The following is a 16092-nucleotide window of genomic DNA, read 5'->3' on the forward strand; positions in this document are numbered from 1 at the left end:
ACCTGTGACTGCTGCTTGCACAGTCAAACCACCAAAGGCCTGAACCCTGGGTGGTGAAACTGCGCAAGACTGCGTCCAGCGGATATTCCGCGGTGAGTCTTGCGCACAAGGCTCACGACGGGCAACCGCCGTGGTTTCTTATTATCTCGCTTAGCGCTTCTTCTTGTTGGCGATGTGGATGGCGCCGCCATTCACTGCCAACGCGGCTTCGTGCAGCGCTTCAGACAGGGTCGGATGGGAGAAAACCATCATGCCGATGTCTTCGGCGCTGGTGCCGAATTCCATACCGATTGCGCCTTGCTGAACCAGTTCTGCAGCGCTCGGGCCAATCACGTGGACGCCCAATACGCGGTCAGTCTTGGCATCAGCGATGACTTTGACAAAACCACCGGTGTCGTTGGCTGCCATGGCACGGCCAGAAGCGGCAAACGGGAAGGTGCCGACGTTAACTTCAACGCCTTCAGCTTTCAACTGCTGTTCGTTCTTGCCGACCCATGCAATTTCCGGGTGGGTGTAGATAACAGATGGGATCAGGTCGTAGTTCATCTGGGTCTTGTGACCCTTGATGCGCTCGACAACCATGATGCCTTCTTCGGAAGCCTTGTGCGCCAGCATCATGCCGCGAACCACGTCGCCAATGGCGTAGACGCCCGGCACAGTGGTAGCGCAGTGATCGTCAACGTGGATGAAGCCACGCTCGTCGATGTTCACGCCGCTGTCGGAAGCCAGCAGATCAGTGGTCACCGGACGGCGACCAACGGCTACGATCAGCTTGTCGAAAGTGATGGTTTTTTCGCCATCCTTGTCGGTGTAGGTCACGACGACTTCTTCGCCGTTAACCTTGGAACCGGTAACGCGAGCGCCCAGCTTGATGTCCAGACCTTGTTTGGTCAGGGTTTTCAACGCTTCTTTGGACACTGCGGTATCGGCAGCCAGCAGGAACGTATCCAGGGCTTCCAGCACGGTCACTTCCGAACCCAGACGGGACCAGACCGAACCCAGTTCCAGGCCGATCACGCCAGCGCCGATCACGCCCAGACGTTTTGGAACCGATTGGAATTCCAGGGCGCCGGTCGAATCGACGATCACGTTCTGGTCAACTGGAGCCGGTGGAATGTCGATTGGACGCGAACCTGGAGCCAGGATCACGTTCTCGGCTTCGATGACTTCTACCGAACCGTCAGGCTTGGTGATTTCAACTTTCTTGCCGGCCAGCAGTTTGCCGTGGCCTTGCAGGGAAGTAACGCCGTTGGCCTTGAACAGGGTAGCAACGCCGGAAGTCAGGCCTTTAACGATGTTGGCCTTGCGGCCGACCATTGCTGGCACGTCCATGGTCACGCCAGCGTGGTTGATGCCGTGGATGGCAAAACCGTCTTGCGCTTCGTGGAATTTCCAGGAGCTGTCCAGCAGCGCCTTGGAAGGAATGCAACCAACGTTCAGGCAAGTACCGCCCAGAGCCAGTTTGCCTTCCTTGTCGGTGTATTTTTCGATGCAAGCAGTCGAGAGGCCCAGTTGTGCGGCCTTGATGGCGGCAACGTAGCCGCCAGGGCCTGCGCCAATCACTACAACGTCAAATTTCTGCGACATGAAAAAAAATCCTCTTTAGCTAAAAGCTTCAAGCCGTGAGCCGCACTCCGGCCTGCCTTGCGGCAGACCGGGGGGTGCGGCGCACCGCCGCTTTATCAGATATCCAGCAGCAGACGAGCCGGGTCTTCCAGCAGGTTCTTGATGGTCACCAGGAAAGTCACGGCTTCTTTACCATCGATCAGGCGGTGATCGTACGACAGCGCCAGGTACATCATCGGGCGGATAACCACTTGGCCGTTGATCGCCATAGGACGCTGCAGAATGTTGTGCATGCCCAGGATCGCAGCTTGTGGCGGGTTGACGATCGGAGTCGACATCATCGAACCGAAAGTACCACCGTTAGTGATAGTGAAGGTACCACCGGTCATCTCGTCGATGGTCAGTTTCCCGTCACGGGCTTTCTTGCCGAAGTTGGCAATGCCGCCTTCGATTTCAGCCAGGCTCATCAGTTCGGCGTTACGCAGAACCGGTACCACCAGGCCACGGTCGCTGGACACGGCAACGCCGACGTCAGCATAACCGTGGTAAACGATGTCGCTGCCATCGATGGAAGCGTTGACTGCCGGGAAGCGTTTCAGCGCTTCGGTGGCCGCTTTCACGAAGAACGACATGAAGCCCAGGCGCACGCCGTTGTGGGACTTCTCGAACAGGTCTTTGTACTTCGAACGCAGGGCCATGACTTCGGTCATGTCGACTTCGTTGAACGTGGTCAGCATAGCCATGTTCGACTGTGCTTCAACCAGGCGCTTGGCCACGGTGGCACGCACGCGGGTCATCGGTACGCGCTTCTCGGTGCGGTCGCCAGCGGCGAACACAGGAGCAGCGGCAGCCGGGGCAGCCGCCTTGGCAGGCGCGGCAGCTGGAGCGTTTTTCTTGGCTTCAACCGCGGCAACCACGTCTTCCTTGGTCACACGGCCGTCTTTGCCGGTGCCTTTGATGGACGCCAGGTTGATGCCGTTTTCATCAGCCAGCTGACGTGCAGCCGGTGCAGCGATTGGATCTTCGCCGCCCGCAGCCGGTGCAGCAGCTGGAGCTGCGGCAGCAGCAGCGGCCGGTGCAGGAGCGGCGGCAGCAGGAGCAGCGGCAGCAGCGCTGCCCTCTTCGATCGAGCCCAGAACCTGGTTCGACAGAACGGTAGCGCCTTCTTCGGCAACGATTGCGCCCAGCACGCCGTCAGCTTCAGCCAACACTTCGAGCACGACCTTGTCGGTTTCGATGTCGACGATCAGGTCGTCACGCTTGACGGCCTCGCCTGGTTTCTTGTGCCAGGTGGCAACGGTGCCATCGGCAACCGATTCCGGGAATGACGGGGCTTTGATTTCGATAGCCATTATCTGTGGGTCCTTAAAATTCGGTTTCAGTCAGCGCGAAGGCGTTAAACAGTGAAAGCATCTTTCAGCAGTTTTTCCTGCTGTTCGGCGTGCATCGACGCATAACCACACGCAGGTGCAGCAGAAGCATCACGACCGGCGTACTCCAGGCCCAGGGCCTGTTTGTGGTTGCCGATGCTGCGACGCAGATGATGCTGACTGCTGTACCAAGCGCCCTGGTTCATCGGTTCTTCCTGACACCACACCGCGTTGGTGAGGTTGGTGTAAGGCGCGATGGCCTCCATCAGGTCGTCTTCCGGGAACGGGTAAAGCTGCTCGATCCGCACGATGGCGATGTCTTCGCGGCCCTCGCTACGGCGTTTTTCCAGCAAGTCGTAGTAAACCTTGCCGCTGCACAGGATCAGGCGAGTGACCTTAGCCGCGTCCAGGGTGTCGATTTCTGAAATAACGGTCTGGAACGAACCATCCGCCAGATCTTCCAGGGTCGAGATGGCCAATTTATGACGCAACAGCGATTTCGGGGTCAGCACTACCAGCGGCTTGCGCAGCGGGCGGATCACCTGGCGACGCAGCAAGTGGTAGATCTGGGCCGGGGTAGTCGGCACGCACACCTGGATGTTGTGTTCGGCGCACAATTGCAGGTAACGCTCCAGACGGGCCGAGGAGTGCTCCGGACCCTGACCTTCATAACCGTGTGGCAGCAGCATGGTCAGACCGCACAGACGGCCCCACTTGTGCTCGCCGCTGGTGATGAACTGGTCGATAACCACCTGGGCACCGTTGGCGAAGTCGCCGAACTGGGCTTCCCAGATCACCAGCGCCTGAGGCGTGGTGGTCGAGTAACCGTATTCGAACGCCAGTACGGCTTCTTCGGACAGGAACGAATCGTACAGGTCGAAACGTGGCTGGCCTTCGTACAGGTTCTGCAACGGGATGTAGGTACCCGCGTCTTTCTGGTTGTGCAACACAGCGTGACGGTGCGAGAACGTACCGCGGCCGATGTCCTGGCCGGTCATGCGAATCGGGTGACCTTCGAACGCCAGGGTCGCGTACGCCATGGTTTCAGCGTAACCCCAGTTGATCGGCAGGCCGCCGGCTTGCATCTTCTGACGGTCTTCGTAGATCTTCGCAACCTGGCGCTGTACGACGAAACCGTCTGGAATTTCCAGCAGCTTGGCCGACAGTTCCTGCAGGGTTTTCAGATCGAACGAGGTGTCGTGACGCGCAGTCCAGGCGTGGCCCAGGTACGGACGCCAGTCGACGAACAGCTCTTTGTTCGGCTCTTTAACCAGGCTTTTTACTACATGCAGACCGTTATCCAGCGCGTTGCGGTATTCATCGATCTTCGCCTGAACACGTGCATCGTCCACCACGCCGGCCTTGATCAGGCTATCGGCATACAGCTCACGGGTGGTGCGCTGCTTGGTGATTTGCTGGTACATCAACGGTTGGGTGCCGCTAGGCTCATCCGCTTCGTTGTGACCGCGACGACGGTAGCAGACCAGGTCGATGACCACGTCACGCTTGAACTGCATGCGGTAATCGATGGCCAACTGGGTCACGAACAACACGGCTTCCGGATCATCACCATTCACATGGAGGATCGGCGCCTGGATCATCTTGGCAACGTCGGTCGCGTACTCGGTAGAGCGTGCGTCCAGTGGGTTGCTGATGGTGAAGCCCACCTGGTTGTTGATGACGATGTGAACCGTACCGCCGGTCTTGAAGCCGCGAGTCTGCGACATCTGGAAGGTTTCCAGGACCACGCCCTGACCGGCGAATGCCGCGTCGCCGTGGATGGAAATCGGCAGGACCTTCTCACCGGTGGAGTCATTACGACGGTCCTGGCGAGCACGTACCGACCCCTCGACCACTGGAGAAACGATTTCCAGGTGGGATGGGTTGAACGCCATGGCCAGGTGAACTTCACCGCCGGTGGTCATTACGTTGGACGAGAAGCCCTGGTGGTATTTAACGTCACCGGAACCCAGCTCGACCTTCTTCTTGCCTTCGAACTCGTCGAACAGCTCGCGCGGGTTCTTGCCGAAGGTGTTGACCAGCACGTTCAAACGGCCACGGTGAGCCATGCCAATCACGATTTCCTTGGTGCCGTAGGAACCGGAACGCTGGATCAGCTCGTCGAGCATCGGGATCAGGCTTTCGCCGCCTTCCAGGCCGAAACGCTTGGTGCCCGGGTATTTGGTGCCCAGGTATTTTTCCAGGCCTTCCGCTGCTGTGACGCGCTCGAGCAAGTGGCTCTTGACGTCCGCAGACAGCACCGGGCGACCACGCACGCCTTCAAGACGGTGCTGGAACCAGTGGCGCTGCTCGGAATCAGTGATGTGCGTAAATTCGGCACCGATGGTGCGGCAATATGTCTGCTGCAACGCTTCGTGAATTTCGCGTAGGCTCGCTTCCTCTTTGCCGATGAACAGGTCGCCGGCACGGAAGGTCGTATCAAGATCGGCATTGGTCAAGCCGTAATGATTGATCGACAGGTCTGCAGGTGCAGGACGCTGCCACAGCCCCAGCGGGTCAAGCTGGGCTGCCTGGTGGCCACGCATACGGTAGGCCTGGATCAGTCGCAGTACTTCAACTTGCTTCTTCTCGTGCTCACTGCTCACGCTACCGGCGGAAACCGGCTGGGCGCGGCGCTGGTTCTTTGCCAGCAGCACGAACTGATCGCGAATTGTTGCGTGCGATACATCGGTGGCAGCGTTGCCGTCTGAAGACAACGTCTGAAATTTGGTGCGCCATTCTTCTGGCACAGCGTTAGGGTCGTGCAGGTAGAGCTCATAAAGCTCTTCCACATAGGCAGCGTTACCACCTGAAAGATAGCCGCTGTTCCACATGCGCTGCATCACGCTTTCTTGCATGCTTGGTCACCCTCGATTTGGGGACACCACCGGCGAAAACACCGAGTTTGCTTGCAAAAGGCCAAGTGCAGCGACCAAAACAAGCCACTTAGGATCACGCTGATAGTTCGGGTACCAACCCGAATGCCCCTGCTTGTCTCATTTCTTCAAAATAAGAGCCGCGTCTTTGTAAGTCGCTGCTCAAGTTAAAACTACGGCGCCGGTTGAAGCCTGCGCCGTAGCATCTACGGGCACAACGGTCCTGCTTTTACTACAACGTCGGTTACACGCCGCTTTGCAGCAACATGCTACGTACGTGACCAATGGCCTTAGTCGGGTTCAGGCCTTTAGGACATACGTTGACGCAGTTCATGATCCCGCGGCAGCGGAATACGCTGAACGGGTCATCCAGTGAAGCCAGACGCTCGGCAGTCTTGGTATCACGGCTGTCTGCCAGGAAGCGGTACGCTTGCAGCAGGGCAGCTGGGCCCAGGAACTTGTCGGGGTTCCACCAGAAGGACGGGCAGGAAGTCGAGCAGCAAGCGCACAGGATGCACTCGTACAGACCGTCCAGCTTCTCGCGCTCTTCCGGAGTCTGAAGACGCTCGATGGCCGGAGCCGGAGTGTCGTTCAGCAGGAATGGCTTAACCTTTTCGTATTGCTTGTAGAAGATGCTCATATCGACGACCAGGTCACGGATAACCGGCAAACCTGGCAGTGGACGAACGATCAGCTTGTTGCCTTTAACCACGGCAGACAGCGGCGTGATGCACGCCAGGCCGTTTTTGCCGTTGATGTTCATGCCGTCGGAACCGCAGACACCTTCACGGCAAGAGCGACGATAGGAGAAACCTTCGTCCTGCTCTTTAACCAAGGCCAGTACGTCCAGCACCATCAGGTCTTTACCACCGGTATTGACCTGGAATTCCTGCATGAACGGCGCGGCGTCCTGATCAGGGTTGTAGCGATAAACACTGACTTTCAACATATCGGCCACCCTTAATAAGTCCGAATCATTGGTTCAAACGTAGGGACTGTTTTTGGCGAGAAGTTCACGGCACGCTTAGCTACGCGCTTGTCACCCGGGAAGTACAGGGTGTGGCACAGCCAGTTAACGTCGTCGCGTTCTTCGAAGTCTTCACGGGCGTGAGCGCCGCGGGACTCTTTGCGAACTTCTGCGGCGATGGCAGTTGCTTCAGCCACTTCCAGCAGGTTTTGCAGCTCAAGGGCTTCGATACGAGCGGTGTTGAACGCCTGGCTCTTATCGTTGATCTTGACGTTGGCGATGCGCTTACGCAGGTCAGCCAACTGGGCAATACCTTTCTGCATGTATTCGCCGGTACGGAACACACCGAAGTAGTTCTGCATGCAGCTTTGCAGCTCTTTGCGCAGGGAAGCAACGTCTTCGCCGTCGGTACGCGAGTTCAAGCCATCCAGACGCGCCAGGGCAGCGTCGATGTCGGACTGGCGTGGACGAGCGTAATCAACGCCTTCCTTCAGGGTCTGCTCCAGGAACAGGCCGGCGGCGCGACCGAATACCACCAGGTCGAGCAACGAGTTGCCGCCCAGACGGTTGGCACCGTGAACCGATACGCAAGCCACTTCACCTACCGCGAACAGACCAGGGATGATCTGGTCAACGCCGTCGGCGTCCTGGGTGATCGCCTGGCCATGAATGTTGGTGGCAACGCCGCCCATCATATAGTGGCAAGTTGGAACAACCGGGATCGGCGCAACAGCCGGGTCAACGTGGGCAAAGGTCTTGGACAGCTCCATGATGCCTGGCAGACGGCTGTGCAGAACTTCTTCACCGAGGTGATCGAGCTTCAGCATTACGTGGTCGCCATCAGGACCACAGCCGTTACCGGCGATGATCTCTTTAACCATGGAACGGGCTACAACGTCACGACCGGCAAGGTCTTTGGCGTTCGGAGCATAACGCTCCATGAAACGCTCGCCGTTCTTGTTGATCAGGTAACCACCTTCACCACGGCAACCTTCTGTAACCAGTACACCGGCGCCGGCGATGCCGGTGGGGTGGAACTGCCACATTTCGATGTCTTGTACCGGAACGCCTGCACGCAGGGCCATGCCGATACCGTCACCGGTGTTGATCAGGGCGTTGGTAGTGGACGAGTAGATACGGCCTGCACCGCCGGTCGCCAATACGGTGGCGTTAGCCCGCACGTAAGAGGTTTCGCCGGTTTCGATGCAGATAACGATCATGCCTACAAAGGCACCGTCTTCGTTCTTCACCAGGTCGACGCCGTAGTATTCGTTGAGGAATACGGTGCCGGCCTTCAGGTTGGCCTGGTACAGGGTGTGCAACAGCGCGTGACCGGTACGGTCGGCTGCGGCGCAGGTACGAGCGGCCTGGCCACCCTTACCGAAGTCTTTGGACTGACCGCCGAACGGACGCTGGTAGATGCGGCCCTGTTCGGTACGGGAGAACGGCAGACCCATGTGTTCCAGCTCGAAGACCGCTTCCGGGCCGACGGAGCACATGTATTCGATAGCGTCCTGGTCACCGATATAGTCGGAACCCTTGACGGTATCGTACATGTGCCAGCGCCAGTCATCGTTTGGATCGGCGGAGGCGATGGCGCAAGTGATGCCACCCTGGGCCGAAACGGTGTGGGAACGGGTCGGGAACACCTTGGTGATCACGGCAGTCTTGTGACCGCCCTGGGCCAGTTGCAGCGCAGCGCGCATGCCGGCACCGCCGCCGCCAATGATGATGGCGTCGAATGAAAGCGTATTAACTGTGTTAGCCATGAATCAGATACCCCAAAGAATCTGCACACCCCAGACGAAGTAAGCGAACATCGCAACGCCGCATACTGCCTGGAAGAGAAACCGTACTGCTGTCGCGGACTTGCCCAGCGCCATTGGCGTCAGGTAGTCGGTCGCGATGGTCCACATGCCAACCCAGGCGTGAGCGCCCAGGGCTACAAGGGCCAGCAGACTGAAGATGCGCATCCCGTTGTGAGCGAACAGGCCGTGCCATTGGGCGTAGCCAATGCCAGGGTTCGCCGCGAGGTACCCGATCAGAAAGATGAAATAAGCCGCGAGAACAACCGCAGACACACGTTGCGCCATCCAGTCATAGAGGCCCGAACGCGACAGGTTCGTAACGCTGGTTACCATATCCAAACTCCCGCCAGAACGATCAGCACCACGGAAATGGCGATGACGATTTTCGAGCCCAGCTTGCCGCCTTCCAGCGTCTCACCGATACCCATGTCCATGATCAAGTGGCGAATACCGGCCACAAGGTGATAAAGCAGAGCGGACAGGAGGCCCCAGGCGACGAATTTGGCCAGCGGACTGGTCAAGCATGCCTTCACCTCGGCGTACCCTTCTTCCGAACCCAGGGATTTGCTCAATGCATAAAGCATGATGCCCAGGCCAAGAAACAGGATGATGCCGGATACACGGTGCAGGAATGACGTTACGCCGGTGATGGGGAGTTTGATGGTCCTTAGGTCTAGGTTTACAGGTCGTTGGCTATTCACGGCTTTTTTTCACACTGAAGAGCCCCTAACAATCAGGGCAAAGTTGTTGGGGAGTGCACTGGTCAGGTAACCACCACCCAGGGAGTGCGACCCCCATCAAAACGGGCCCAAAAGCCCCTGGCGGTCGGAGGCCGAGTATAGACAGTTAGGCAACTAATGACAACGCGCACTCCTCACCCTAATAGCGCATTGCGCTGGCGGCATAAAAGGCGTAAACGGCAGGTAATTTCGAGGAAAAAGTACGGTTAAAGCCTTCTGGAGCAAGACTTTAGGCAAATTGACATCTGAATTTATCTCACTATAGTGGTGCGGGCCCTGCGTGGGGGGTCTGTCTGATGATTTGAAGCATAAATAGGAGGCCACATGGCTGACAAAAAAGCGCAGTTGATCATCGAGGGCGCAGCCCCCGTCGAGCTGCCCATTTTAACCGGCACCGTTGGTCCCGATGTTATCGACGTACGGGGCCTGACGGCCACGGGCCGTTTTACATTCGACCCAGGCTTCATGTCGACCGCCTCTTGCGAGTCGAAGATCACCTATATCGACGGTGATAACGGTATCTTGCTGCACCGCGGTTACCCGATCGAACAGCTTGCTGAACAGTCGGACTACCTGGAAACCTGCTACCTGCTGCTTAATGGCGAATTGCCAACAGCTGAGCAAAAGGCCCAGTTTGTCAGCACCGTGAAGAACCACACCATGGTTCACGAGCAGTTGAAGACCTTCTTCAACGGCTTCCGTCGCGACGCCCACCCGATGGCCGTCATGTGCGGCGTAGTCGGCGCCCTGTCGGCCTTCTATCACGACTCCCTGGACATCAATAACCCGCAGCATCGCGAAATCTCCGCGATCCGCCTGGTTGCCAAGATGCCTACCCTGGCCGCAATGGTTTACAAGTACTCCATGGGCCAACCCATGATGTACCCGCGCAACGACCTGACGTACGCGGAAAACTTCCTGCACATGATGTTCAACACCCCGTGCGAGATCAAACCGATCAGCCCGGTGCTGGCCGCCGCGATGGACAAGATCTTTATCCTGCACGCCGACCACGAACAGAACGCCTCGACGTCTACCGTGCGCCTGGCGGGCTCTTCGGGTGCCAACCCGTTCGCCTGTATCGCCGCCGGCATCGCCGCACTGTGGGGCCCTGCCCACGGCGGTGCGAACGAAGCCGTATTGACCATGCTCGATGAAATCGGCGATGTCTCGAACATCGACAAGTTCATCGCCAAGGCCAAGGACAAGAACGATCCGTTCAAGTTGATGGGCTTCGGTCACCGGGTCTACAAGAACCGCGACCCGCGCGCCACCGTAATGAAGAAGACCTGCGACGAAGTGCTGAAGGAACTGGGCATCAAGAACGATCCGCAACTCGAACTGGCCATGCGCCTGGAAGAGATCGCCCTGACCGACCCGTACTTCATCGAGCGCTCGCTGTACCCGAACGTCGACTTCTACTCGGGGATCATCCTCAAGGCGATCGGCATTCCAACCAGCATGTTCACCGTGATCTTCGCCCTGGCGCGGACCGTGGGCTGGATCTCCCACTGGAAAGAAATGCTCTCCAGCCCGTACAAGATTGGCCGCCCGCGCCAGCTGTACACCGGCTACGAGTCGCGTGACATCACCAAGCTGGAAGACCGCAAATAAGCATTGTCTTGCGATAACCGCTTAGCTGCACCGAATACGGCCTCCTTATGGAGGCCGTATTTGTTTGTGCCCCATGCACCGCTTTCCCCATAAAAAAATGCCCCGGTCTCTCGACCGGGGCATTTTTGTCAGTGCAACTTATATAGCTATCTCGATACAACCCTTAGTGAGAAACCGCCCCACTCGCCCCAAGACCCGTCTGCGAACGCACAAACTGCGGGAAGTACAATGCACGCTCCTTCTCTGCCGCCGCCGATTTGTCGGTGATGGAGAAGAACCAGATACCGACGAACGCAATGATCATCGAGAACAGCGCCGGGTACTCGTAAGGGAAAATCGCCTTCTCATGGTGCAGGATCGAGACCCAGATGGTCGGGCCGAGGATCATCAGGCCAACGGCACTGACCAAGCCCAACCAGCCACCAATCATTGCACCGCGGGTGGTGAGGTTTTTCCAGTACATGGAAAGCAGCAGCACCGGGAAGTTACAGCTCGCCGCAATGGAGAACGCCAGGCCCACCATGAACGCGATGTTCTGGCTCTCAAACAGGATACCCAAGCCAATCGCCAGCACTGCCAGGGCGATGGTGGTGATCTTCGATACGCGAATCTCATCCTTCTCGTTGGCCTTACCTTTCTTGATCACGCTGGCGTACAGGTCATGGGACACCGCCGAAGCACCCGCCAGGGTCAAACCGGCAACCACTGCCAGGATGGTGGCAAACGCCACGGCCGAGATGAAGCCCAGGAAAATACTGCCGCCCACCGCGTTGGCCAGATGCACCGCCGCCATGTTGTTACCGCCGAGCAAGGCACCTGCAGCATCCTTGAACGCCGGGTTGGTGCTGACCAGCAGGATCGCGCCAAAGCCGATGATAAAGGTCAGGATATAGAAGTAGCCGATGAAGCCAGTGGCATACAGCACGCTCTTGCGAGCTTCCTTCGCGTCACTCACGGTGAAGAAGCGCATCAGGATGTGCGGCAGGCCAGCGGTACCAAACATCAGTGCCAGGCCGAGGGAGAACGCCGAAATCGGGTCTTTCACCAGGCCGCCCGGGCTCATGATCGCTTCACCTTTAGGGTGAACCTTGATCGCCTCGGCAAACAGCATGTTGAAGTCGAAGTTGACGTGTTTCATCACCATCAGTGCCATGAACGAGGCACCGGACAGCAGCAGCACTGCCTTGATGATCTGTACCCAGGTGGTCGCCAGCATGCCGCCGAACAACACATAGAGGCACATCAGGATGCCCACCAGGATCACCGCAACGTGGTAATCAAGGCCGAACAACAGCTGGATCAGCTTGCCCGCGCCGACCATCTGCGCGATCAGGTAGAACGCCACCACCACCAGCGAACCGCACGCCGACAGGCTGCGGATCTGGGTTTGCCCGAGGCGGTAGGACGCCACGTCGGCAAAGGTGTATTTGCCCAGGTTACGCAGGCGCTCGGCGATCAGGAACAGAATGATCGGCCAGCCCACCAGGAAGCCGATCGAGTAGATCAGGCCGTCGTAGCCGGAGGTGAACACCAGCGCGGAAATCCCCAGGAAGGACGCCGCCGACATGTAGTCACCGGCAATCGCCAAACCGTTCTGGAACCCGGTGATCTTGCCGCCGGCCGCATAGTAGTCAGCCGCCGACTTGTTGCGCTTGGACGCCCAGTAGGTGATGCACAAGGTCGCGCCAACAAAGGCCACGAACATCAGGATCGCTGCGATATTCAGCGGTTGTTTATGCACTTCGCCGGTCAATGCATCTGCCGCCCAAACGGCAGGTGCAAAGGCCGAGGCGCCGAGTACAGCCAATAGACGACGGATCATTGCGCAGCCTCCTTGAGAATCGCATTGTTCAGGTCGTCGAATTCGCCGTTGGCGCGTCGTACATAGATGCCAGTGAGGATGAAGGCCGACACAATCAGCCCGACCCCGATAGGGATCCCCCACGTGATGGACGAACCGGGGCTGATCTTGGCCCCCAGTATTTGTGGCCCATAGGCAATCAGAAGAATGAAAGCGGAGTACAGCCCAAGCATGATTGCCGAGAGAATCCAGGCGAATCTTTCCCTTTTACTAACCAGCTCCTTGAAACGCGGGCTGTTTTGAATCGAGAGGTAAATGCTGTCGTTCATTGTTTTTATCCTCGCAGCACAGCTTTTTATTATTGGAACATATCCACTGTATGCGGCTGAGGAACAGGTTCCAGACGACCTTAGTAGTAGAAGGAGTGTAGCGAGGGTTTACGGGTGTGCAGAAACAATTGCAGGAGCGAGCTTGCTCGCGAAAAACGTCAACGATAACGCGTTCATTCTGGATGATCGCGGTGCCCTTGCCTTCTTCGCGAGCAAGCTCGCTCCTACCGTTTTGGGTATTACTTAGCAGTCCACTCGGCGACACGCTCAGGGTGCTTGGCCACCCAATCCTTGGCCGCCGCTTCAGGCTTGGCGCCCTCTTGGATCGCCAACATCACTTCGCCGATTTCATCCTTGGAGGCCCACTGGAATTTCTTCAGGAACGCCACGACTTCCGGGGCTTTCTTTTCCAGGCCTTTGCTGCCGATGCTGTTGACGGTTTCAGCAGCACCATAAATTCCTTTTGGGTCGTCCAGGAAACGCAGTTTCCACTTGGCGAACATCCAGTGTGGCACCCAACCGGTGACCGCAATGGATTCCTGTTTGTCTTCGGCACGGGTCAGCTCGGCGATCATCGCCGCGCCCGAACTGGCTTGCAGCTTGTAGTCCAGGCCATAGGCCTTGATCGCTTCGTCGGTCTTGAGCATCACGCCTGAACCGGCGTCGATACCGACGATCTTGTTCTTGAAGGTGGTGTCGGTCTTGAGGTCTTCGATGGATTTGGCTTTCACGTACTCAGGCACGATCAGGCCGATCTTGGCGTCCTTGAAGTTGGGGCCGTAGTCGACCACCTTGTCCTTGTTCTTGGTCCAGTATTCGCCGTGGGTCACCGGCAGCCAGGCGGAGAGCATGGCGTCGAGTTTGCCGGTGGCCACGCCTTGCCACATGATCCCGGTGGCGACCGCTTGCAGTTTCACGTCATAACCGAGCTTCTGCTTGATCACTTCTGCCGCCACGTGGGTGGTGGCGACACTGTCCGACCAGCCATCCACATAGCCGATGCTCAGGGTTTTGCTGTCGGCGCTGGCCAGTGTGGAGCTCATCGCAACTACCAGCGTGGCAGCTGCGCCCAAGAGTCGTCGCATCTTCATAGTGCTTCCCCGAAAGTGCTGCGCCCGACGGATGCCGAGCGACGTCAACCTGTTGTTATGTGGTGCACCGCGCCCCCTTCACGCGCATCGATCACGTGGGTGCCTCATCAGTGGAGGGCTGACACTTCGATAATCAACCTGCTGCCACAAGCGACCTGCTCTGACTACGACCTCAGGTGAGCAAGAAACGACATCACATCGCCAGCAGGACGATTTGTAGGATATTCACCGACGATCCCGCCCGAACTTTGCATGTCAAAATTATGCTGCCCCACTGGGAGGGCACAAATCCGGGTAAGATGCGCGCCTTTGCCCCCAGACGGCCTGATCATGCCCGCGACTGCACGTTTCCCGCTCCTGCCTTATTTATTTGCCCTGATCCTCGGTGTGCTGGCCCTCGGCGGCTATTGGTACGGCCTTGGCCAACCGGTGGTGCTGCCGGACGTGGCGAGCGCCAGCCACAAGCTGCAATGCGCGTCCTACACGCCCTTCGACAAAGACCAATCGCCGTTCGACCAGCCGTTCAAACTGCGCCCCGAGCGCATGGACGCCGACCTCGCGTTGCTGTCCACCCGTTTTGAATGCATCCGCACCTACTCCCAGACCGGCCTTGAAGCCTTGCCCGAACTGGCGCGCAAACACGGCCTGAAGCTGATGAGCGGCGCGTGGGTCAGCAGTGATCCGGTGGCGACGGCGAAAGAAGTCGATGCGCTGATCGCTTCGGCCAACGCCAACCCCGACGTCATCACGTCGGTGATCGTGGGTAACGAAACCCTGCTGCGCAAGGAAGTTACCGCCGCGCAGTTGGTCAAGTTGATCCACCAGGTCAAAAGCCAGATCAAGCAGCCGGTCACCTATGCCGACGTGTGGGAGTTCTGGTTGCAACACCCGGAAATCGCCCCGGCGGTGGATTTCCTGACCATTCACTTGCTGCCTTACTGGGAAGATGACCCGTCGGGCATCGACCAGGCGCTCAAGCATGTGGGCGATGTTCGCCAGACCTTCGGCAACAAGTTCGCGCCCAAGGATGTAATGATCGGCGAGACCGGCTGGCCGAGCGAAGGCCGCCAGCGGGAAACCGCAGTGCCGAGCCGGGTCAACGAAGCCAAGTTCATGCGTGGGTTCGTGGCCATGGCTGAAGCCAATGGCTGGCACTACAACTTGATCGAAGCGTTTGACCAGCCGTGGAAACGCGCCAGCGAAGGTGCTGTGGGTGGTTACTGGGGTCTGTTCGATGCGGATCGCCAGGACAAAGGCGTGCTGGCAGGGCCGGTGACCAATGTGCCGTACTGGCCGGTTTGGCTGGGGGTTGGCGGGATTATCCTGCTGGGTACGCTGCTGCTTGGCGGCCGCGTGCGCACCACTCGTGCTGCGTTGTTGTTGCCGTTGCTCGGCGCCGCGGCTGCCTGCTCGATCGGCACCTGGGCAGAATTGAACCGGGTCACAGCGCGCTTCGCCGATGAGTGGGTGTGGGCTGGATTGCTGGTGGCCTTGAACCTTGCGGTACTGGCGCACGCCGCCCTGGCATTGAGTGCACGTGAAGGTTGGCGTGGACGCGCCTTCAACTGGATCGAGCAACGCGCTGGCTGGCTGGTGGCAATCGCCGGGTTCGCCGGTGCGGTCATGATGCTGGCGCTGGTGTTTGACCCGCGTTATCGCAGCTTCCCGAGTGCCGCGCTGGTGCTGCCGGCGCTGGTGTACCTGGTGCGTCCGGTGAGCGGGCTGCGTCGGGAGATTGCATTGCTGGCGTTCATCATCGGTGCCGGCATTGCGCCGCAGCTGTACCGTGAAGGGGTGATGAACCAGCAGGCGTGGGGTTGGGCGGTGGTTAGCCTGCTCATGGTCGTAGCATTGTGGCGTTGCTTGCGGGTGCGCAAGGCTTAAGACCGCTTTCGCGAGCAAGCCCGCTCCCACACTCGACCGCATTCCA

General features: G+C 58.4%; 13 protein-coding genes. 3 read left to right on the forward strand and 10 right to left on the reverse strand.

The genetic code is table 11. The features are described from left to right. Positions 1-150: 150 nt before the first annotated feature. The 7 genes from lpdA to sdhC all read right to left on the reverse strand — a co-directional run bounded on the left by lpdA (position 151) and on the right by sdhC (position 9288). A complete protein-coding gene (gene lpdA, locus SNL23_RS21370; protein WP_076015227.1) occupies positions 151-1587 on the reverse strand; it encodes a dihydrolipoyl dehydrogenase in 1437 nt (478 codons plus the stop codon). A 95-nt stretch (positions 1588-1682) separates the two neighbouring features. Further along, positions 1683-2918, reverse strand: coding sequence for a 2-oxoglutarate dehydrogenase complex dihydrolipoyllysine-residue succinyltransferase (gene odhB, locus SNL23_RS21375; protein ID WP_318303428.1), 1236 nt, complete (start codon positions 2916-2918; stop codon positions 1683-1685). Positions 2919-2962: 44 nt separating this feature from the next. Further along, on the reverse strand, positions 2963-5794 hold the full coding sequence (locus SNL23_RS21380) for a 2-oxoglutarate dehydrogenase E1 component (protein WP_167663600.1): 2832 nt from the start codon (positions 5792-5794) through the stop codon (positions 2963-2965). A 262-nt stretch (positions 5795-6056) separates the two neighbouring features. Then, entirely contained in the window at positions 6057-6761 is a 705-nt protein-coding gene (locus SNL23_RS21385) for a succinate dehydrogenase iron-sulfur subunit (RefSeq protein ID WP_076015224.1), read from the reverse strand. 11 nt (positions 6762-6772) lie between these two features. After that, positions 6773-8548, reverse strand: a complete 1776-nt coding sequence (sdhA, locus tag SNL23_RS21390; protein ID WP_076015223.1) for a succinate dehydrogenase flavoprotein subunit — start codon at positions 8546-8548, stop codon at positions 6773-6775. A gap of 3 nt (positions 8549-8551) precedes the next feature. Further along, positions 8552-8920 carry a succinate dehydrogenase, hydrophobic membrane anchor protein gene (sdhD, locus tag SNL23_RS21395; protein WP_003210573.1) on the reverse strand — a complete coding sequence of 123 codons (369 nt, stop codon included), beginning with the start codon at positions 8918-8920 and terminating at the stop codon, positions 8552-8554. Then, complete coding sequence (gene sdhC / locus SNL23_RS21400; protein WP_008433998.1) at positions 8914-9288, reverse strand: succinate dehydrogenase, cytochrome b556 subunit; 375 nt, start codon at positions 9286-9288, stop codon at positions 8914-8916. The genes sdhD and sdhC overlap by 7 nt, the downstream gene beginning before the upstream one ends. Positions 9289-9651: 363 nt before the next feature. Between sdhC and gltA the strand changes: the two genes are divergently transcribed. Further along, entirely contained in the window at positions 9652-10941 is a 1290-nt protein-coding gene (gltA, locus tag SNL23_RS21405; protein WP_003210575.1) for a citrate synthase, read from the forward strand. Between the two features lie 163 nt (positions 10942-11104). Here gltA and SNL23_RS21410 read toward each other — a convergent pair whose 3' ends face one another. Next, positions 11105-12763, reverse strand: a complete 1659-nt coding sequence (locus tag SNL23_RS21410) for a cation acetate symporter (protein ID WP_076015222.1) — start codon at positions 12761-12763, stop codon at positions 11105-11107. Next, a complete protein-coding gene (locus SNL23_RS21415; protein WP_076015221.1) occupies positions 12760-13071 on the reverse strand; it encodes a DUF485 domain-containing protein in 312 nt (103 codons plus the stop codon). Before SNL23_RS21415 ends, SNL23_RS21410 begins: the two co-directional genes overlap by 4 nt. Between SNL23_RS21415 and SNL23_RS21420 the strand changes: the two genes are divergently transcribed. Continuing rightward, on the forward strand, positions 13058-13318 hold the full coding sequence (locus SNL23_RS21420) for a hypothetical protein (RefSeq protein ID WP_143503581.1): 261 nt from the start codon (positions 13058-13060) through the stop codon (positions 13316-13318). The genes SNL23_RS21415 and SNL23_RS21420 overlap by 14 nt on opposite strands. Here the strand turns inward: SNL23_RS21420 and SNL23_RS21425 are convergent. Beyond that, positions 13311-14162, reverse strand: coding sequence for a glycine betaine ABC transporter substrate-binding protein (locus tag SNL23_RS21425; protein ID WP_076015220.1), 852 nt, complete (start codon positions 14160-14162; stop codon positions 13311-13313). The genes SNL23_RS21420 and SNL23_RS21425 overlap by 8 nt on opposite strands. Before the next feature lie 330 nt (positions 14163-14492). Between SNL23_RS21425 and SNL23_RS21430 the strand changes: the two genes are divergently transcribed. Further along, positions 14493-16046: a glycoside hydrolase family 17 protein gene (locus SNL23_RS21430; protein ID WP_318303432.1), complete on the forward strand. Its 1554-nt coding sequence runs from the start codon at positions 14493-14495 to the stop codon at positions 16044-16046. Positions 16047-16092: the final 46 nt, after the last annotated feature.

Origin of the sequence: Pseudomonas sp. SED1 (genome assembly GCF_034044025.1) — a bacterium.
GTDB lineage: Bacteria > Pseudomonadota > Gammaproteobacteria > Pseudomonadales > Pseudomonadaceae > Aquipseudomonas.